Origin of the sequence: Pulveribacter suum (assembly GCF_003013695.1) — a bacterium.
GTDB classification, from domain to species: domain Bacteria; phylum Pseudomonadota; class Gammaproteobacteria; order Burkholderiales; family Burkholderiaceae_C; genus Melaminivora; species Melaminivora suum.
In genome coordinates this window covers 1,377,604-1,395,463 of record NZ_CP027792.1, presented here as the reverse complement: position 1 = coordinate 1,395,463, position 17,860 = coordinate 1,377,604, and the positions used below count along the sequence as shown (strand labels likewise).

18 protein-coding genes and 1 tRNA gene are annotated in these 17,860 nt (G+C 64.2%); 14 read left to right on the top strand and 5 right to left on the bottom strand.

Annotation, left to right across the window (positions count from 1 at the left end):
- Positions 1-3 precede the first annotated feature (3 nt).
- Both feoB and C7H73_RS06380 read right to left on the bottom strand, forming a co-directional pair.
- Positions 4-2,115 carry a ferrous iron transport protein B gene (gene feoB / locus C7H73_RS06385; protein ID WP_106845890.1) on the bottom strand — a complete coding sequence of 704 codons (2,112 nt, stop codon included), beginning with the start codon at positions 2,113-2,115 and terminating at the stop codon, positions 4-6.
- Positions 2,112-2,417 carry a FeoA family protein gene (locus tag C7H73_RS06380; RefSeq protein WP_106845889.1) on the bottom strand — a complete coding sequence of 102 codons (306 nt, stop codon included), beginning with the start codon at positions 2,415-2,417 and terminating at the stop codon, positions 2,112-2,114. The genes feoB and C7H73_RS06380 overlap by 4 nt, the downstream gene beginning before the upstream one ends.
- Before the next feature lie 138 nt (positions 2,418-2,555).
- Here C7H73_RS06380 and C7H73_RS06375 point away from each other — a divergent pair, with 138 nt between their 5' ends.
- From C7H73_RS06375 to kynA, 4 genes are all read left to right on the top strand, one after another.
- Positions 2,556-2,870 carry a YkgJ family cysteine cluster protein gene (locus C7H73_RS06375; protein WP_106845888.1) on the top strand — a complete coding sequence of 105 codons (315 nt, stop codon included), beginning with the start codon at positions 2,556-2,558 and terminating at the stop codon, positions 2,868-2,870.
- A gap of 125 nt (positions 2,871-2,995) precedes the next feature.
- Positions 2,996-3,646, top strand: coding sequence for an arylformamidase (kynB, locus tag C7H73_RS06370; RefSeq protein ID WP_106847558.1), 651 nt, complete (start codon positions 2,996-2,998; stop codon positions 3,644-3,646).
- 81 nt (positions 3,647-3,727) lie between these two features.
- Complete coding sequence (gene kynU / locus C7H73_RS06365) at positions 3,728-5,011, top strand: kynureninase (RefSeq protein ID WP_106845887.1); 1,284 nt, start codon at positions 3,728-3,730, stop codon at positions 5,009-5,011.
- 20 nt (positions 5,012-5,031) lie between these two features.
- The gene (gene kynA / locus C7H73_RS06360) at positions 5,032-5,898 is read left to right on the top strand and encodes a tryptophan 2,3-dioxygenase (protein WP_106845886.1); all 867 of its coding nucleotides are present in this window, start codon (positions 5,032-5,034) and stop codon (positions 5,896-5,898) included.
- Positions 5,899-5,978: 80 nt separating this feature from the next.
- On the opposite strand, the gene C7H73_RS06355 is transcribed toward kynA, so the two are convergent.
- The 3 genes from C7H73_RS06355 to C7H73_RS06345 form a co-directional block, all read right to left on the bottom strand.
- Positions 5,979-6,554 (bottom strand): YceI family protein, encoded by a 576-nt coding sequence (locus C7H73_RS06355; protein ID WP_106845885.1) that lies wholly within the window; start codon positions 6,552-6,554, stop codon positions 5,979-5,981.
- 48 nt (positions 6,555-6,602) lie between these two features.
- On the bottom strand, positions 6,603-7,211 hold the full coding sequence (locus C7H73_RS06350) for a YceI family protein (RefSeq protein WP_106845884.1): 609 nt from the start codon (positions 7,209-7,211) through the stop codon (positions 6,603-6,605).
- Positions 7,212-7,277: 66 nt separating this feature from the next.
- Positions 7,278-7,847 carry a cytochrome b gene (locus C7H73_RS06345; RefSeq protein WP_106845883.1) on the bottom strand — a complete coding sequence of 190 codons (570 nt, stop codon included), beginning with the start codon at positions 7,845-7,847 and terminating at the stop codon, positions 7,278-7,280.
- A gap of 203 nt (positions 7,848-8,050) precedes the next feature.
- Between C7H73_RS06345 and C7H73_RS06340 the strand changes: the two genes are divergently transcribed.
- The 10 genes from C7H73_RS06340 (at position 8,051) to ribD (ending at position 17,732) form a co-directional block, all read left to right on the top strand.
- Positions 8,051-8,755: a DUF3334 family protein gene (locus C7H73_RS06340; protein WP_106845882.1), complete on the top strand. Its 705-nt coding sequence runs from the start codon at positions 8,051-8,053 to the stop codon at positions 8,753-8,755.
- Positions 8,756-8,958: 203 nt separating this feature from the next.
- A complete protein-coding gene (locus tag C7H73_RS06335; protein WP_106845881.1) occupies positions 8,959-9,285 on the top strand; it encodes a plasmid stabilization protein in 327 nt (108 codons plus the stop codon).
- A gap of 27 nt (positions 9,286-9,312) precedes the next feature.
- Positions 9,313-9,400 (top strand) — tRNA-Ser (locus C7H73_RS06330).
- Positions 9,401-9,670: 270 nt separating this feature from the next.
- Entirely contained in the window at positions 9,671-10,171 is a 501-nt protein-coding gene (locus C7H73_RS06325; protein WP_405124788.1) for a GspH/FimT family protein, read from the top strand.
- The gene (gene pilV / locus C7H73_RS06320) at positions 10,162-10,809 is read left to right on the top strand and encodes a type IV pilus modification protein PilV (protein WP_227001432.1); all 648 of its coding nucleotides are present in this window, start codon (positions 10,162-10,164) and stop codon (positions 10,807-10,809) included. Before C7H73_RS06325 ends, pilV begins: the two co-directional genes overlap by 10 nt.
- Positions 10,810-11,733, top strand: a complete 924-nt coding sequence (locus C7H73_RS06315) for a PilW family protein (protein WP_106845878.1) — start codon at positions 10,810-10,812, stop codon at positions 11,731-11,733.
- An 11-nt stretch (positions 11,734-11,744) separates the two neighbouring features.
- Complete coding sequence (locus tag C7H73_RS06310; protein WP_106845877.1) at positions 11,745-12,515, top strand: pilus assembly PilX family protein; 771 nt, start codon at positions 11,745-11,747, stop codon at positions 12,513-12,515.
- 81 nt (positions 12,516-12,596) lie between these two features.
- A complete protein-coding gene (locus C7H73_RS06305; protein ID WP_106847557.1) occupies positions 12,597-16,133 on the top strand; it encodes a pilus assembly protein in 3,537 nt (1,178 codons plus the stop codon).
- A 17-nt stretch (positions 16,134-16,150) separates the two neighbouring features.
- Positions 16,151-16,579, top strand: a complete 429-nt coding sequence (locus C7H73_RS06300) for a type IV pilin protein (protein ID WP_106845876.1) — start codon at positions 16,151-16,153, stop codon at positions 16,577-16,579.
- 31 nt (positions 16,580-16,610) lie between these two features.
- Positions 16,611-17,732 carry a bifunctional diaminohydroxyphosphoribosylaminopyrimidine deaminase/5-amino-6-(5-phosphoribosylamino)uracil reductase RibD gene (gene ribD, locus C7H73_RS06295; protein ID WP_106845875.1) on the top strand — a complete coding sequence of 374 codons (1,122 nt, stop codon included), beginning with the start codon at positions 16,611-16,613 and terminating at the stop codon, positions 17,730-17,732.
- The last annotated feature ends 128 nt before the right edge of the window (positions 17,733-17,860 follow it).

The window sequence follows — 17,860 nt, the reverse complement described above, 5'->3', positions numbered from 1 at the left end:
CTTTCACCCTCCGAGAAACGCCAGTGCCAGGCGGTAGGTGACGAAGCTTGCCCCGTACGCCAGCGCAAAGAGATACAACGTCATGACGGCCGGCCAGCGCCAGCCGCCCGTCTCGCGCCGCACGGCGGCAATCGTCGAGACGCACTGCGGCGCGAAGATGAACCACACCAGCAGCGACAGCGCCGTGGCCAGCGGCCACTGCGCGGCCAGCAGCGGCGCCAGCTGGTCGGCCGTGTCATCGGCCGACGCGGCAATCGCATAGACGGTGCCCAGGGCGCTCACCGCCACCTCGCGCGCGGCCATGCCGGGCACCAGCGCCACGCTGATCTGCCAGTTGAAGCCGATCGGCGCGAACACCACCGCCAGCGCCGAGCCCAGGCGCCCGGCAAAGCTGTATTCGATGGCCGGCCCGGTGGCGCCCGCCGGCGGCGCAGGGTAGGACGACAGGAACCACAGCAGCACCGTGACGGCCAGGATGATGCCGCCCACGCGGCGCATGAAGATGCCGGCGCGCTCCCACAGCCCCAGGGCCAGGTTGCGCGGGCTGGGCCAGCGGTAGGAGGGCAGCTCCATCAGCAGCGGCGCCACGCGCGGGCCGCGCCGCGCCAGCTGCGCCACGCCGGCCACCGCCATGGCGCCCACGATGCCGCCCAGGTACAGCGCAAACAGCACCAGCCCCTGCAGGTTGAACAGGCCCGCCACCGTGCGTTCGGGGATGAACGCGGCGATCAGCAGCGCATAGACCGGCAGCCGCGCCGAGCAGGTCATGAGGGGCGCGATCAGGATGGTCACCAGCCGGTCGCGCCAGTCGGGGATGGAGCGCGTGGCCATGATGCCCGGCACGGCGCAGGCGAAGCTGGACAGGAGCGGGATGAACGAGCGCCCCGACAGGCCCACCGTGCCCATCAGCCGGTCCAGCAGGAAGGCCGCGCGCGGCAGGTAGCCGGATTCCTCCAGCGCCAGGATGAAGGCAAACAGCACCAGGATCTGCGGCAAAAAGACCACCACGCCGCCCACGCCTGCGATGAGGCCTTCGGCCAGCAGGCTGCGCAGCGGCCCCTCGGCCATGTGCACGTTCAGCCAGCCGGCGCCGGCCGCGGTGGCGCCCTCGATCCAGCCCATGGGCACCTCGGCCCAGCTGAACACCGCCTGGAACATCAAAAACAGCGTGGCCGCCAGGATCAGCGTGCCCCACAGCGGATGCAGCAGCACGGCGTCGATGCGGTCGTCACGCGCATGGGCCACGGGTGGCTCGGTGACGGCCGCGGCAACGATGCGGCGCACCTCGGCGTGCAGCGCCTGCACCTGGGCGGCGCGGCCAGCGCTGTCCATTTCCAGTCCTGCGGCGCGGCCAGCGCTGTCCAGTTCCAGTCCTGCGGCGCGGCCAGCGCTGCCCGGCTCCAGTCCTGCTGCGCGGCCTGCGCTGGCCCGCTCCAGTCCTGCTGCGCGGCCTGCGCCATCCGGCTCGGCCGCTGCGGCGCGGCGGGTAACGCTCTGTGCGGCGGGCGTGGGAATACCCGGCGGCGGCAGCGCCTGCGTGTCCAGCCAGGCCAGCAGCTCATCGGCGCCGCCGGCGCGCACGCCCACGGTGGACAGCACCGGCAGCCCCAGCTCGCGCGCCAGCACCTCGCGGTCGATGGCGATGCCGCGCCGCTCGGCCACGTCGCTCATGTTCAGCACCAGCACGGCGGGCAAGCTTAAGCGCCGCGCCTCCAGCACCAGACGCAGGTTCAGGCGCAGGTGGGTGGCGTCGGTCACGCACACCAGCAGCTCGGGCAGGCGCTCGCCCGCGCGCCGGCCGGTGACCACGTCGCGCGTGACGGCCTCGTCCAGGCTTTGCGCGTGCAGGCTGTAGGCGCCGGGCAGGTCCAGCACGCGCACGGGGCGGCCGGCAGGCGTGGTGAAGTGGCCCTCCTTGCGCTCCACCGTCACGCCGGCGTAATTGGCCACCTTCTGGCGCGCGCCGGTCAGCACGTTGAACAGCGCCGTCTTGCCGCAGTTGGGGTTGCCCAGCAGGGCGATGTGCAGCGCAGCCGGCGTGGTGCCCACGGCCACGCGGCCGCGCTGGCGGGCGGCGCCGGCGGGCGGCGGATGGGGTGCGGCGGGGCGGCTCATGCGGCGCGGCCCTGGGGCGCTTCGGGCTGCACCTGCACCAGCGCGGCCTCGTGGCGACGCAGGGCAAAGGTGGCCTGGCCGACGCGCACGGCCAGCGGGTCGGCCGCGGGAAAGCCGCGCGCCAGCACGCGCACCCGCTCGCCGGGCAGAAAGCCGATCTCCATCAGCCGCAGTGGCAGCGCCTGCTGCGCATCGCCCGGTGCCGGGTGCAGCGACAGCACCGTGGCGCTTGCGCCGCGCGGGAGCTGGTCCAGCGCGATGGGCCGGGGAACGGAGGCGGGGCGGTGAGGGCCGTGCTGCATGGTGACTCTGAGGGCTAACGGATAGAAGTGATTCTCATTCTACGCCCGGGCGCTACGGGTTTCCCTTGATCCAGCGCAGACGGCCGGCACGCCTGCGCGGCGCGACAATGCGCCCCCCTCGCCTGCCTGCGCACCACCGTGTCCCACCCCTGCCTGACCTGCGGCGCCTGTTGCGCCAGCTTCCGCGTGGACTTTTCCGCCACCGAGACCGAGGACGAAGGCGGCAGCGTGCCGCAGGGCCTGGTGGTGGAGGTGACGGCCCGCACGGCCCGCATGCGCGGCACCGACCACGCCCGCCCGCGCTGCGCCGCCCTGACCGGCCAGGTGGGCACGCAGGCCGCCTGCGGCATCTACGAGTGGCGGCCCTCGCCCTGCCGCGAGTTCGAGCCTGGCTCGGACGCCTGCCAGCGCGCCCGCCTGCGCCACGGGCTGGCGCAGCTGCGCTGGCCCTGAAGCCGCCCGGGGTTTCAACGTTTTCGGCCTGCAACGCCCGCCAGTCATGCGCTGGCAGCTCTCATTTCAATAGCGTTGCAGATAACCGACACCATGCCGGCGCCACGGCGCTAATGTCGCCGGCCATGCCGTCTGCTGCCTCTACCACTCTTTGGGACATCTCCCCGCCCGTGCACGCGGGCAGCCCCGTCTTTCCCGGCGACACGCCCTACCAGCAGCGCTGGAGCGCCTCCATCGGCCCGGGCTGCCCGGTGAACGTGGGCGCGCTCACCCTGTCGCCGCACGTGGGCGCGCACGCCGACGCGCCGCTGCACTACGACGCGCAAGGCGCCGCCATCGGCGCCGTGGCGCTGGAGGCGTTCATCGGCCCCTGCCGCGTCATCCATGCCATTGCCTGCGGGCCGCTCATCGAGTGGCGCCACATCGCCCACGCCGCGCAGGGCCTGCCGCCGCGGGTGCTGGTGCGCACCTACCAGCGCGCGCCGGTGGACCGGTGGGACGAGCACCTGGCCGCCTACGCGCCCGACACGGTGGAGCGCCTGGCCGACGCCGGCGTGCAGCTGATCGGCATCGACACCGCCAGCATCGACCCGGCCAGCAGCAAGAGCCTTGACAGCCACCAGGTCATCCGCCGCCGCGGCCTGCGCGTGCTGGAGAACCTGGTGCTGGACGACGTGCCCGAGGGCGACTACGAGCTCATCGCCCTGCCCCTGAAGCTGACCACGGCCGACGCCTCGCCCGTGCGCGCGGTGCTGCGCCCGTTGCCCAGAATTTGAACAAAATACGCCTCTAGCGCTTGCCGGACAAGCGCCAGCAGCTATCAAAACAATAGTACGAAGCCACCCTGCGAAGACCCCATGACCACCCTGCAAGACTGCCGCGCACGCGATGCGCAGGACCCGCTGCGCAGCCTGCGCGAGCACTTCACGCTGCCAGACGGCACCCTCTACCTGGACGGCAATTCGCTGGGCGCCCTGCCCCGCGCCGCGCCCGCTCGCGTGGCGCAGGTGGTCGCCCAGGAGTGGGGCCAGGACCTCATCACCTCCTGGAACAAGGCCGGCTGGGTGGACCTGCCCGCGCGGCTGGGCGACCAGTTCGCGCCCTGGATCGGCGCGGGCCAAGGCCAGGTGGTGTTCACCGACACCACCTCCATCAACCTGTTCAAGGTGCTGACCGCCGCGGCCCGCGTGGCGCGCGCCGACGCGCCGCAGCGCACACGCGTGGTCAGCGAACGCAGCAACTTCCCCACCGACCTGTATATCGCCCAGTCGGTGTGCGAGCAGCACGGCCTGCAGCTGGCCCTGGTCGAGCCCGATGAGATCGACGCCGAGCTGCAAGCGGGCGACGTGGCCATCTTGCTGCTGACGCACGTGAACTACCGCACCGGCGCCATGCACGACATGGCCGCCGTCACGGCCCGCGCGCACGCCCACGGCGCGCTGTGCGTGTGGGACCTGTGCCACAGCGCCGGCGCCGTGCCGGTGGACCTGCTGGGCGCGGATGCCGACTACGCCGTGGGCTGCGGCTACAAGTACCTGAACGGCGGGCCGGGAGCCCCGGCCTTCGTGTGGGCCCACCCGCGCCTGGCAGGCCGCTTTGCCCAGCCCCTGTCGGGCTGGTTCGGCCACGCCGCGCCCTTCGCCTTCACGCCCGACTACCAGCCTGCGCCCGGCATTGGCCGCTACCTGTGCGGCACCCAGCCCATCCTGAGCCTGTCGGCGCTGCAATGCGGGCTGGACGTGTTCAGCGCGGCCGAGCTGCTGGGCGGCATGGCCGCGCTGCGCGCCAAGTCGCTGGCGCTGACCGATCTGTTCATCGAGCTGGTCGAGACGCACTGCGCCGGCCACGGCCTGGCCCTGGCCACCCCACGCGAGCACGCGCTGCGCGGCTCGCAGGTCAGCCTGACCCGTGACGAAAACGCCTACGCCATCGTGCAGGCGCTGATCGCCCGCGGCGTGGTCGGCGACTTCCGCAAGGGCGACGGCGGCGCGGGGCTGCACAAGGACATCCTGCGCTTTGGCTTCACACCGCTGTACACCCGCTTCGAGGACGTGTGGCGCGCCGCGCAGCACCTGCGCGAAGTGCTGGAGACGGGCGAGTGGCAGCGCCCGCAGTTCCACCAGATCAACGCCGTGACCTGACCCCGGCCAAGGAGCCCACCATGTCCTGCCCCATGCATGGCGCCGCTGATGCGCGCCCCGAAGAGATCGTCCACACCGAAGGCGCGCAGCTGGACTTCAGCCGCAGCATGAGCTATGGCGACTATCTGCAGCTCGACCAGATCCTGACGGCGCAAAAGCCTCTGTCGCCCGCGCACGACGAGCTGCTGTTCATCGTGCAGCACCAGACCAGCGAGCTGTGGATGAAGCTGATGCTGCACGAGCTGGGTGCCGCGAAAACGCTCATCGCCCAGGACCAGCTGCAGCCCGCCTTCAAGATGCTGGCGCGGGTGTCCAAGATCATGGAGCAGCTGGTGCACGCCTGGGACGTGCTGGCCACCATGACGCCGCCCGAGTACAGCGCCATGCGCCCGTATCTCGGCCAGTCCAGCGGCTTTCAGAGCTACCAGTACCGCTGCATCGAGTTCGCCATGGGCAACAAGAACGCCGCCATGCTCAAACCCCACGCGCACCACGCCGAGCGCGCGGCGCAGGTGCAGGCGGCGTTCACCTCGCCCTCGCTGTACGACGAGTCGCTGCGGCTGCTGGCGCGCCGCGGCCTGCCCGTGCCCGCCAGCCATACCGAGCGCGACTGGACGCAGCCGTATGAGGCCAGCGAGCAGGTCGAGCAGGCGTGGCTGGCCGTCTATCGTGACCCGCAGCAGCACTGGGACCTGTACCAGCTGGGCGAGGAGCTGGCCGACCTGGAGGACGCCTTTCGCCTCTGGCGCTTTCGCCACGTGACCACGGTGGAGCGCATCATCGGCTTCAAGCGCGGCACTGGCGGCACCGGCGGCGTGAGCTACTTGCGCAAGATGCTGGACGTGGTGCTGTTTCCCGAGATCTGGCGCCTGCGCACGGCGTTGTAAGGCACGCGCATCGCGTGCCCACAAAAAAGGGCTGGCCGCCTTCCGGCGCCAGCCCTTTGCCACGTCAGCGGTGGCTCAAATCACTGCTTCACCGCCTCGATCTGCGCCACGATGCGCACGTTCTTCGGGAAGCCGTACTGCACGCCGTAGTCCACGCCAAAGGCCGTGCGGTCGATGGTCGCCTCGAAGTCGCCGCCGCACACTTCGCGCTTGAGCATGGGGCTGTCGTAGCAGGCGAACTGGTTGGCCTTGAAGGTGACGGGCTGTGTCCGGCCCTTGATGGTCATCTGGCCGGTCACGGACACCAGCTTGTCGCCGTCGAACGTGAACTGGTCGCCCACGAAACGCGCCGTGGGGTGCTGGGCGACGTCGAAGATGTCGGCGCTTTGCAGGTGCTTGTCGAACGGGGGCGTGCCGGTGTTGATGGAGCTGATCTGCAGCGTCAGGTCCACCTTGCCGGTCTTGGCCGCCTTGTCCAGCTGCACCGTGCCTTCCTTCTTGTCGAAGCGGCCGCGGTTCACGCTGGCGCCGAAGTGGCTGATCTCGAAGGTGGCGAAGGTGTGCGTGGGGTCGATGGCGTAGGTCGCCGTCTCGGCCTGGGCACCGGTGGCGATCAGGGCGGCCACGGCGGCCAGAGCGAAGGTGTGCAAACGCATGGGTGGTTTCTCCGTCAGAGGGTTGAGGGTTGGATGGGAAAGAAAGCGTCAGAGCTGGGCCATGCCGGTGAAGACGAGCTTGAATTTCACCTGCACCTCGTCGGCCACCATGGAGGTGTCGGCCCACTCGTTCTCGCCGATCTTGAAGGCCAGGCGCTTGATGGCAAAGCTGCCGGTGGCCGTGGTGGTGGCGCCGCTTTGCGCCAGCGCCACGGGCACCGTCACCTGCTGCGACGCGCCCTTGATGGCCAGGGTGCCGTGCACTTCGTACTTGCCCGGCCCGCTGGCGCGGATGGCGCTGGACTGGAAGGTGGCCTGCGGAAAGCGCGCCACGTTGAACCACACGGGCTTGGGCAGCTCGGCATCGGTCTCCTTGACGCCCAGGGTGGCGCTGCCGGTGTTCACGGTGAGCGACACCTTGCCCGCCTCGGGCTTGGCCGGGTCCAGCGACAGTTGCGCGCTGAACTGGGTGAAGTGCCCCTCTACCGGCACGCCCATCTGCTTGCTGACGAAGCTGATCTCGCTTTGCGCCGGCACCAGCTGCTGGGCGGCGGCCGGCTGCAGTGCCATGGCGCCCGTCAGGGCGAAGGCAGCGGCCAGCGCCAGGGTGGCGCGGCGTGAGGCATGAGAGGCAGGGCGCGTAGAGAAGATATTCATGGCGGTAGAAATTCTTTGGAAGCTTTGAAGACCGGAACCCGGGGTCTTGGTTCAATCCGGCGCGATTCAGGCCCGGCCCGGCAGCATGCGCGCCAGCAGGCCATCGCGGTCCACCCAGTGGTGCTTGAGGGCCGCGGCGATATGCACCGCCGCCAGCGCGGCCAGGGTGTAGGCAGCGATGGCGTGCCAGGGTTTGATGACCTCGGCCAGGGGCTTGTTGACGGCCAGCAGGTCGGGCAGCGGCACCAGCCCCAGGAAGACCACCGGAAAGCCCGCCGCCGAGCTGTAGGCCCAGCCCAGCAGCGGCACGGCCAGGCACAGCGCATACAGCAGGTAATGCACGCCGTGGTGCGCCAGGCGCTGCCACGCCGGCATGGCGGCGCGCACCGGGGCCGGCAGCGGCGGCGGCTTGTGTGCCAGGCGCCACAGCACCCGCAGCACGCCCAGCGCCAGCACCGTCACGCCTGCCCACTTGTGCCAGTTGTAGAGCTTGAGCCGTTGCGGCGAAAACGGCAGCCCTGTCATGTACCAGCCCAGGCCCAGCAGCCCCACCAGCGCCACGGCCAGCACCCAGTGCAGGGCAATGGCCGGCAGGCGGTAGCGGGCGGTATCAGGCGCAGGGTGGGCAGTGGTCATGATTGGCGACGTGGCAGCAGGGGCAAGCCTGTAAGTCTAGGAGCTTCACCGTGCTTGTAGTTTCAACGGTCTTGTCGGCGTGATTCAAAACATCTGAATGAACGCGCTGCTGCTGCGGCCACGGACAGGGCGCCCCGGGCGGCTGGCGTGTCATGATGTCGGCTGCTTTGTTACCGCCTGTGTCTTCCTGCAGCGCCCGTCCCATGAACGCTACCCCCGCCTCCAGCCCCGTCGTCTATGGCACCGAGCACGTGCTGGCCTCGCTGTGCAATTCCGTCACCCGCGTGCTGTCCGTGGCCACGCAGGGCTCGGTGCACTACTCGGCCATGGTGCAGCGCATCACCAAGACCTGCCTGAAGCCCGACATTGGCTGCTTCGTGCTGTTCGACGGCGGCTTCTCCGGCCTGGTCATCATCAACTTTTCGGCCGCCGCCGCCATGGAGATCTACGAGCGCTACATGCTCAGCATGGGCATGGCGCCCGCCGGCCTGGCGCGGTCTTTCACCTCGGACGAGGTGAGCAACGTCATGGGCGAGCTGATGAACCAGGTGGTGGGCGACTTCGCCAGCAAGGTGCGCCGCGAGCTGCAGACCCACATCACCCAGAACCAGCCCAAGATGCTGGCGCTGAACCAGCCCGTGGTGCTGAGCGTGGACGCCAACCTGGACCAGCCCGAAGCGCGCCGCGTCACCTTCTACACGGACAGCAACAACATCTTCTACCTGGAGCTGGCCATCGACCGCACGCAGTTCATCAAGCTGTACGACTTCGAGCCCCAGGAAGCGCCCGACCCGGACGCGCTGATGGCCCAGGTGGCCAGCGGCGCACGGGCGCCCGCCCCGGCCGCACCTGCCGCTGCGCCGGGCGACGACGACACGGACGCGCTGCTGCGGTCGCTGGGCATGTAGTCGAAAGAAGAAGCGGCACCGGCACTCGCTAGCATTTTAATAGCTGCCAGCGCTTGCCAGCATTGGGCTGGAGCCTGATTTAACCCTAAACCTTGGACGCCGCCTGCCTCGTCCTACGCCCACGCAGCCGCCGCGCCGACCTTTGCGCCGGCCTGCACTCCTAGCCTTGTGGCACGTTCAACCACACGCCCAGGAGATTCAACATGCCCCAAGCCGCATGGAGCGCCAAGCGCGAGCGCCAGTACGAACACATCCGCACCAGCGCCAAGCAGCGCGGCGCCAGTGAAGGCCGCGCCGAGGAAATCGCCGCCCGCACCGTGAACAAGGAGCGCGCGCAGCATGGCGAGGCCAAAGCCGCCAACCCCAAGACCGTGCATGACACCCCCGCCCCGGTACGCGGTGGCCGCCGTTCCCACACCGGCGCCCAGGGCCGCACGCGGGATCAGCTGTATGAAGAGGCCCGCCGCATGGGCATCACCGGGCGTTCGAAGATGAACAAGGCACAGCTTGCCAAGGCGGTCGGGGCCTGATCGGCCGCTTACAATACCGGCCGCTGCGGAGGCTTGGGTGAGTGGTTTAAACCAGCAGTCTTGAAAACTGCCGACGGGCAACCGTCCGTGAGTTCGAATCTCACAGCCTCCGCCAAAGTGCCTTACATGCTGACACATTAGATTTTCGCTTTTCCTTTGATAAGGAGGAGCAAAGGGAGCGATGGCACACAAAGAAGCAGGGAGTGGACGACACACGTCCGATCTATCCTTCCTCTACCGCCCGTCCTTCCAGATCCTCCGATCATCCTGCATCCCACCACGGAGCGCATAGGCATGCTTAATATTGGGCATGCGTTCTCCGCACCCTCCTCTCCCTTGCAAGCGTAAGCTCCATTTAACTGGTGGTTTCACCATCGTTGAGTTAATGGTGGTCGTAGCCATCTTGGCTATTCTCGCCGCCTTGGCTGCACCCAGTTTTGCGCCGATCGTCGAACGCTGGCGCGTCAGGCAAGCGGTTGAAGGCCTGCAGTCCACGCTCTATTACGCCCGGTCAGAGGCGATTAAGCGGGGAGGAAAAGTCGTTTTACGGAAAAATCCCCAGGATACTGAAGGATGCCAGCAGGCAGACTTGGTCCAGGCTTGGGGTTGTGGCTGGTTCGTTTTCGTGGATACCAATGACAACGGAACGAGGCAAGCCTCCGAGGAGTTGCTGCAAACCATACCGCCAGTTCGCAACCTTGATGTCATGCGCACTCCTTCTGGCGAATTTCTCCGGTTTGACCGTTTTGGAATGGCTGGAGCCAACATGCAGAGCTTTACGATCTCTCCAGTGGGTCCTGGCGTGACATCCCCTGCCACCAGCACGCTATGTATGAGTAGCGGTGGCCGTATCAGAGTCCTTACCGGAGACGTTGTATGCAACTGACTTCCATGCACCGTCAACATGGCATCACGCTCATCGAGTCCCTGGTTGCCATCGTTGTAATGGCTTTGGGTATCCTGGGTGTCGTGGGGGTACAGATGCGTACTCTGTCCGACACGCAGAACACCTTGCGCCGTGCCCAGGCCATCCGTCTCATAGAGAGCTTGGGTGAACAGATGAAGGTGGCGCCCAACGCCTTGGCCAGCCTAGATGCCTACGTGACGGGCTGGGGAACGCCGCCAGCAGCAGCAGCCGATTGCGAGAGTCAGGCCTGCAGTCAAGCTGAATTGGCCGCTTATGACTTGAGCCAGTGGAAACTTACTGTGCAGCGCCTTCTGCCCGCAGGCGATGCAAGCATCTTCGTAGCACCGGGTGAAGTTGACGTAAGCAATCGACGCCAACTGGGCGTGATGATTGGATGGCGTGAAAATGAGCGTGATTTGACAGCGGGCTACAGAAATAACCTAGACGCCACCCAGATTCGCAGAGCCGACGGTACTTTTATCACGGCAGGGGGTGGGGCGGCAGACAGCACCTGTCCTGCCAACCTCACCTGTCACCTGCAATACATCCCCGTTGCCGCGCGCTGCACTCCCTACATGGCAGGTAGCACCATCCAGTATTTCTGCCCGGGATCGTAAATGATTTCAAAGACCATAGCTGCCCCCGCTTTCCACACCAGGCTTGAAGGCGCAAATGCCTTCAATGCCCCGCTGCGCCAGCGAGGAGTGACGCTGCTGGAGTTGATGGTCGGTTTGACCATTGGTTTGCTGACCATAGCAGTGGCGATGGGGGCGTTGATGGTGTCGCGCGGCGTGTCCGGCACTGTCAGCGACGCCAGCGACCTGCAGCAGCAAGCTGCCTACGTGTACCGCGTGATAGGCCAGCAGCTGCGCCAAGCAGGGTCGGTCAAGTTGGAGCTGGATGCCAAGAACCAGGACCCCAACCGGGACGCCACTCTGGCTCAGACCCTTGACCGATACAAGGTCATCGACGCAGCAGCCCCCGTCGCCTTTGAGACCAATGCCACAGCAACCAACCCCGTTCCTGCTGCTACCGATGCTCTAAACGGTACCGCAACATCGGTAGTAATAGGTTTTCGTAATTATAAAGAGCCTTCGTTTGCAGAGCCTGCCAAAGGAATGCGCTTCAGCAACTGCTTAGGCGAAAACAAAGGCAATGCGTTGGTGACCAGCAATTTCACTCTTAACGCAGTTAACAGTGAGTTGCGCTGTATTGGCGATAATCCTCCCGCCCAGCCGGTTGCTCGCAATGTCGCCAACTTCCAGGTGCGCTACCTCGTGCAGACCGGCGCGGCCACAGGTATTCCGCAATTGCAATATTTCAACACCGTACCCGCCACGGACTGGGGTCGGGTGCAAGGTGTGGAAGTCTGTCTGGTGCTCTATGGCAGTGAGCCGATCGATCTGCCGCCAGGGACATCCTATACCGACTGTGATGGCATCACCACAGTGGACATGACCGCTTTGACCGGCACACGTGCACGACGCATGCACATGGTTTTTCGTAATGTATACCAACTGCGCAGCCAAGGACTGATCTGAAGAGCCCCACCATGATCCTCGCCGCTCGGCTTCCACAGCACCCCGCTCGTCGTCCCAGACAACGCGGCGTCGCGTTATTCGTCGTCATTGTGTTCGTCATGCTGTCCATGCTGCTAGCCCTATGGGCCTCGCGCACCTCGTTCTTCAATGAGATGGTCGTGGGCAACGATACGGATTACCAACGCGCTTTCGAAGCAGCGCAGGCCTTGCTTCAGGACGCAGAACTCGACATCCGGGGGGAAAAGGCCGATGGCTCGCTCTGCATGGGCACTGGGGATACTTGCCGCACCACTACTTCCGCGAAAATTCCGCTGGAAACCAAAGACATCGGCCTTCTCCTGGGTACGTTGAACAGTGAGACAAGCAAGTGCCGCGATGGACTGTGTGTTAAAAGAACCGGCCGGCAGGACTTCTGGAACTACACCAGCACCACGAGTCCCGCGCCCTCTAACCTGCAGCCTGGTGAAGTGCCAATGGAACAGCTCACTGTAAATGGCGTTGCAGCGCGGTATGGCCAATACACGGGCGCAGGCACATCCGACACCAACCCCATCCTCAACAATACAGTCGCAAAACAGGGCGGCTGGTATTGGGTAGAGGTCATGCCTTACGTCGAGGATGCAAGCAAATCGGGCCTGATCGCCAATGCAGCGGCCAATCAGTTAGCACTGCATATGTCCCCGAATGTGGTTTATCGCATTACAGCCATTGCCAAGGGGCGCAAACCAAACACCCAAGTGGTATTGCAGCAAGCATACGCGCGGCAAAAACTCAAGGACTAATTAGTCATCGGCACAGCGAATGCCTCCCTAGTGCCAGCGCCAAAAATCCTCCGAAAATAAATAACCAAGCAGGAGTATAAAATGCCCTCTTCCAGCCCACTTCGCTTTCCACAAACCCTGATTGCACTGGCGGCAGTGGCAGCACTGACTCCCCAAAAATTGTGGGCAGCTCTGGACTTCGCACAAGCTCCGCCCGGTACGGTGGAGCCATATGTTGCACCGAACGTCATCATTTCCATCGACGATTCGGGCAGTATGAACTACCGGCTGGACCGGGAAAATGCCACAGGCGCCAACGAAGCCACCTCACCCAATGGACCGTCGCCCAACACTTGGCTTCTTAACAGCCGGCGTATGAACGTCCTGAAATACGCCCTGAAGGAGGTTTTCAACGATACCAACCTTCTACCTGACGGCAAGATACGCCTAGCTTGGCAGGCCATGAATGCCAACAATAACACTCCCGGTAATATCAACACCGGAGGTACGGCACAGTCCAGCACCAATTCTATGAAGGTATTGGACCAAGTCCACCGAAGCAATTTCATCAGCTTCATCAATAGACTTACGCCGAACAGCAGCACCCCATCTCATAAGATGTTCAAACAAGCAGACGAATACATGCGCCTGCCGTTACACCAAAATGGGCCGTGGGCGATAAAACCAGGAACAACAGGCTCCCCTTATTTGGGGTGCAGGCGCAATTATCATATCTTCATGACCGATGGCCGCTGGAACGGAACAGTCTCGGGCGGATCACAAGATAACAATACCGCGGGCACCAGATTTCCTGACAGTACGCTCTACAGCGGCCCCAATACCAGGCTATACCATGATACTTACAGCGACACCCTGGCCGACTGGGCGTTCAAGAGTTGGTCGGACAGCTTAAAGACCAGCGGGCTGACCGGTACGGTAAAACCTCTTCCTGAATACAATCAGGCGCCAGCCACTGAAGTGATCGGCGGGATGGCGCTACCCAAATACTGGAATCCAAAATATAATCCTGCCACGTGGCCTCACATGGTGACCTACACCATTGGCTTCAGCCAGATGGCGTATACATGGCCCGGTGCGCCAAGCATTATCCGCCCCACCGAAATGGTGCCGTTTGGATATGACGGCAGCTTCCCAGACCTGGTCAATGGAACTAAGACTTGGCCTGCCATGAGCAGCGAGGACCGTCGCTCCCTGGACCTGTGGCATGCTGCCCTCAATGGGCGCGGGCGCTTTTATGCAGTAGAAAAAGGCGAAGATTTGGAAGATGCATTTCGCCAGATCATCAAAACGATCGGAACGGATGTAGAGCCCGACCGAGGCTCCACGGCGACCAGCGGCAGTAACGCCACGCGCAACAACGTGGGACGCTTCACCGCCAGTTATGAACCGGACAAGCATTGGAAAGGAATGATCACTGGCGAAATTGTCAAGTCGGATAACACTACCGCCCCTCATCCTGGTTGGGGCAACGAAAGTACTGCTGACAAACTCGACGGCACCCCTTTTGGCAGCCGGGTCATTTTGAGTTGGAGTGACCAAAAAGACGCACTGGGCAAGGAGAAGGGTGGAGTGGCTTTTCGATGGGCCACGAACCAAACCTATCTGAGCACGGCACAAAAGACCTACCTCAATGCGGGCAATCTGGGTTCGGACCGTCTGAATTACGTCCGCGGAGATACGAGCAAGCAGCGTACCTCGACTATCTCCACCCTTCCATTCCGGCAGCGCACATCCGTGCAAGGTGATATTGTCAATTCCGAGGTGTGGTACACAGGAGCTCCGGCGAGCAACTATGCATTGAAGAACTATTCAAACTTCACACAGAGCAACAAAGATAGATCCGCCATGATTTATGTGGGGGGCAATGATGGAATGCTGCATGGCTTTTCTGCGGATAATGGCAGTGAGAAATTGGCCTATGTGCCGCGCGGCGCTATCCCGAAACTAGCCCGCTTGACCGATCCGGTGTTTAATGATCAGCATCGCTACTATGTAGACGGCTCTCCGATGACCGGTGACGTGGACATCGGCGGAGGCCCGTTGGATCCCAAAGACCCCAGCTATCCGACATACAATCCGCTGTGGCGCACCATGCTCATTGGAACCTTGGGGGCTGGAGGGAAAGGCTATTTTGTTCTTGATGTCACCAATCCAAGCAATTTCGCTGAGAGCAACGCCTCCTCGCTGGCGGTAATGGACAGGACTCGAGATATTGATGAAGTTGCAGCAGACTGCTCAGCGCTGAGTGGAAGCGTCAAGACTGCGTGCGACAAGCAGAACGAGGAAGACACAGATATAGGGCATATCTTTGCCAAGCCCGTTGTCGACCCTGATAATGTCCAGAGGACCACGCAGATTGTTCGCATGAACAACAATCGCTGGGCTGTAGTCATGGGCAATGGGTATAACAGCGTGAACCAGCGGCCTGTGCTACTGATTCAGTATCTAGACCAAGGCAGGGAATTAGTGAGACTAGTCGCTACAGGCAGCACCCCCCCGGGCACCACTGGCAACACCACGGATAACGGATTGTCAGCTCCTCGTCTAGTAGACATTAATAACGATGGAAGGCCGGACGTAGTCTACGCCGGAGATAACAAGGGCAATCTGTGGAAGTTTCTGATTGCCAGCAGTAACGACAGTGAGTGGGGCGTGGCCCAGTGGGGCTCCAGTTCCAATACTACCGCCAATTCAACCATCAACGGCACACCGCTTTATACTGCCAAGGGAGGCACTGAAGGCTCTCCAAACTCCCGCACGCTGCCTCAGCCTATAGTGACTGCTCCTACGGTACGCGCCAACGACCGCATGAAAACCATTACCGTCGCTGGTGTGCCTCAAACATTGCCTGTTGGCGGAATGATGGTCGCGTTCGGCACAGGACGCAATGTTGCCAAGACCGATCCGGAGAATGCCGGCATGGGCATTCATACGCTTTATTCCGTGCTTGACAACACGGTCTATAAACTTTTGGGGACAGAGAAGGACCGTGTGGCCGTATGTTCCAACACCGGAGACAGCGACTGTCAAGGGTTGCTGGATCGCTACGGTCTGCCATCTGCGGTCTCAGTGACTGCTTCAGGCCCCGGTAGTCTTGTTCAGCGCTCAATTAGCTCGTCAGTGGTGCATTCAAGAGATAACCGCGAATTCTGGACGGTGGATGCAGCATCAGGCATCGACTGGAATACGCACAAGGGATGGTATTTGGATTTACCACAGACGGGCGAGCGCCTGCTCAAGCCGATGGAGTTTTACGACGCCAGCAACATCTTGACGGTATTCACCCAAGTACCTGCTCGAGGTTCTCGCACAGCTTTGACCACTGAAAGTTGTGAGGCGGGCACGCCGGAAAACGAGCGTCAGTATCTAACGATGATTAATATCATGGATGGCAAGCGCTCCAGTGTTCAACTTATGGACACCAATGGAGATGGAAAATACGACCTGTCAGCCGATCGTGGCGCCTCACGTATGAGTGTGACAAAGGGGGCGCAGACCCTCATCAAATTCCACAACAAGGCGACGCTCTACGGGAAGGAGGCCGGTGGAGAACGCAAAGATGACATTGCCCTGATGCCCGAAACGGCGCTCCGGCCGAGCTGGCGTCAACTGCAGTGACGCAAAAAAGGGACTTCATGCCTCAATACACGAAGATTAAACAGCTTGGCTTCACACTCATTGAAGTCATGATCGTGGTAGCGATAGTCGGTATTTTGGCGGCCATTGCCATGCCCAGCTATACTGAATATATTCGCCGCGGTCACCGAGCTGATGCGCGTGCCGGATTGCTGCAAGCACAGCAGTGGCTGGAGCGTGCAGCTACAGCGCAGGGCACCTATCCCACTACCTTACCTTCCACGCTGACTTGGGCTGCAGACACTAGCAAGCGCTACACAATTGGTTTTCGCGGAGTGGCCACTCCCACGGCCTTTACGCTGATTGCGACCCGGCGTGGTGCCCAAATGGGGGACAAATGCGGTGATTTCACACTCGCTAATACAGGAACTCGTGGGGCGGATAACCTCGCAAGCGGTGTCACTGCCGCTGATTGTTGGAACAAGTGAGAAGCCTCTGGCGCGCTACCATCCCCGCGCCATGACAGCCAAAGTCCCTCGCCCCTTCATCACCCAAGCGCTTGAGCTCGCCGCCCAGGCGCTTTTTCTTTCCAGCCCCAACCCGCGCGTGGGCTGCGTCATCGCCGCGCCCGGCGGCCAGGTGCTGGGCCAGGGCTTCACCCAGCAGGCCGGCGGCCCGCATGCCGAGGTGGTGGCGCTGCGCGACGCCGCGGCGCGGGGCTTTGACGTGCGCGGGGCCACGGCCTATGTGACGCTGGAGCCCTGCTCGCACCACGGCCGTACCGGGCCCTGCTGCGATGCGCTGGCGCAGGCGGGCATCGCCCGTGTGGTCGCTTCGATCGCCGATCCCAACCCGCTGGTGGCCGGCCAGGGCTTTGCGCGGCTGCAGGCCGCAGGGATTGAAGTGGAAGTCGGCCCCGGCGCGCAGCAGTCGCGCGAGCTCAACATCGGCTTCTTCAGCCGCATGGTGCGGGGCCTACCCTGGGTGCGGATGAAAGCCGCGGCCTCGCTCGATGGCGTGACGGCGCTGGCCAACGGCGCCAGCCAGTGGATCACCTCGCCCGAGGCGCGCGCGGACGGCCACGCCTGGCGCGCCCGTGCGTGCGCGGTGCTGACCGGCACCGGCACGGTGCTGCACGACGACCCGCGGCTGGATGTGCGTGAGGTGGCTACGCCGCGCCAGCCGCGCTTGGTGGTGGTGGACAGTCACCTGCAGACGCCCGCGCATGCCCGCCTCTTAGATGTGCCGCAGCGCGAGGTGCTGATTTACACGGCCGCGCCGACCGGAGCAGCCGGGGCCGCCGCGCTGCAGGCGCGCGGGGCGGCGGTGGTCTCGCTGCCCGATGCGCAGGGCCAGGTGGATTTGCCCGCCCTGCTGCGCGACCTGGCCGCGCGCGGCGTGAACGAGCTGCACCTGGAGGCCGGCCAGCGGCTCAACGGCGCCTTCATCCGTGGGGGGCTGGTGGATGAGGTGCTGCTCTACCTCGCCCCCGTGCTGCTGGGCAGCGGCGCGCAGGGTATCGCGCAGTGGGGCCCGCTGACGGGCCTGGCGCAGGGCTTGCCCCTGCGCTTGCTGGGCGCCGAGCAGAGGGGCCCGGACCTGCGGCTGCTGGCACGCGTGACCGGGCGTGACGCTTTTTGAAGCGCCGATGCCGCGGCCGGGCCGACGCCGCCCACCCGCGGGCGCGCCGCCGTCCGACAGGCTGCAGGAGGCAGGACAAGCTATAAATTTGCATTCGCTTACAGCGCCTTCGCTTACCTCTGCAGCCA

Excerpts from the sequence above, each read along its gene's own strand:
- C7H73_RS06315 (WP_106845878.1), top strand. The coding sequence starts at position 10,810 with ATGATTTCAAAGACCATAGCTGCCCCCGCTTTCCACACCAGGCTTGAA.
- kynB (WP_106847558.1), top strand. The coding sequence starts at position 2,996 with ATGCCGTCTGCTGCCTCTACCACTCTTTGGGACATCTCCCCGCCCGTG.
- kynU (WP_106845887.1), top strand. The coding sequence starts at position 3,728 with ATGACCACCCTGCAAGACTGCCGCGCACGCGATGCGCAGGACCCGCTG.
- C7H73_RS06310 (WP_106845877.1), top strand. The coding sequence starts at position 11,745 with ATGATCCTCGCCGCTCGGCTTCCACAGCACCCCGCTCGTCGTCCCAGA.
- C7H73_RS06345 (WP_106845883.1), bottom strand. The coding sequence starts at position 7,847 with ATGACCACTGCCCACCCTGCGCCTGATACCGCCCGCTACCGCCTGCCG.
- feoB (WP_106845890.1), bottom strand. The coding sequence starts at position 2,115 with ATGAGCCGCCCCGCCGCACCCCATCCGCCGCCCGCCGGCGCCGCCCGC.
- C7H73_RS06300 (WP_106845876.1), top strand. The coding sequence starts at position 16,151 with ATGCCTCAATACACGAAGATTAAACAGCTTGGCTTCACACTCATTGAA.
- C7H73_RS06380 (WP_106845889.1), bottom strand. The coding sequence starts at position 2,417 with ATGCAGCACGGCCCTCACCGCCCCGCCTCCGTTCCCCGGCCCATCGCG.
- kynA (WP_106845886.1), top strand. The coding sequence starts at position 5,032 with ATGTCCTGCCCCATGCATGGCGCCGCTGATGCGCGCCCCGAAGAGATC.
- C7H73_RS06335 (WP_106845881.1), top strand. The coding sequence starts at position 8,959 with ATGCCCCAAGCCGCATGGAGCGCCAAGCGCGAGCGCCAGTACGAACAC.
- C7H73_RS06350 (WP_106845884.1), bottom strand. The coding sequence starts at position 7,211 with ATGAATATCTTCTCTACGCGCCCTGCCTCTCATGCCTCACGCCGCGCC.
- pilV (WP_227001432.1), top strand. The coding sequence starts at position 10,162 with ATGCAACTGACTTCCATGCACCGTCAACATGGCATCACGCTCATCGAG.
- C7H73_RS06355 (WP_106845885.1), bottom strand. The coding sequence starts at position 6,554 with ATGCGTTTGCACACCTTCGCTCTGGCCGCCGTGGCCGCCCTGATCGCC.
- C7H73_RS06325 (WP_405124788.1), top strand. The coding sequence starts at position 9,671 with ATGGTGGTCGTAGCCATCTTGGCTATTCTCGCCGCCTTGGCTGCACCC.
- C7H73_RS06340 (WP_106845882.1), top strand. The coding sequence starts at position 8,051 with ATGAACGCTACCCCCGCCTCCAGCCCCGTCGTCTATGGCACCGAGCAC.
- C7H73_RS06305 (WP_106847557.1), top strand. The coding sequence starts at position 12,597 with ATGCCCTCTTCCAGCCCACTTCGCTTTCCACAAACCCTGATTGCACTG.
- ribD (WP_106845875.1), top strand. The coding sequence starts at position 16,611 with ATGACAGCCAAAGTCCCTCGCCCCTTCATCACCCAAGCGCTTGAGCTC.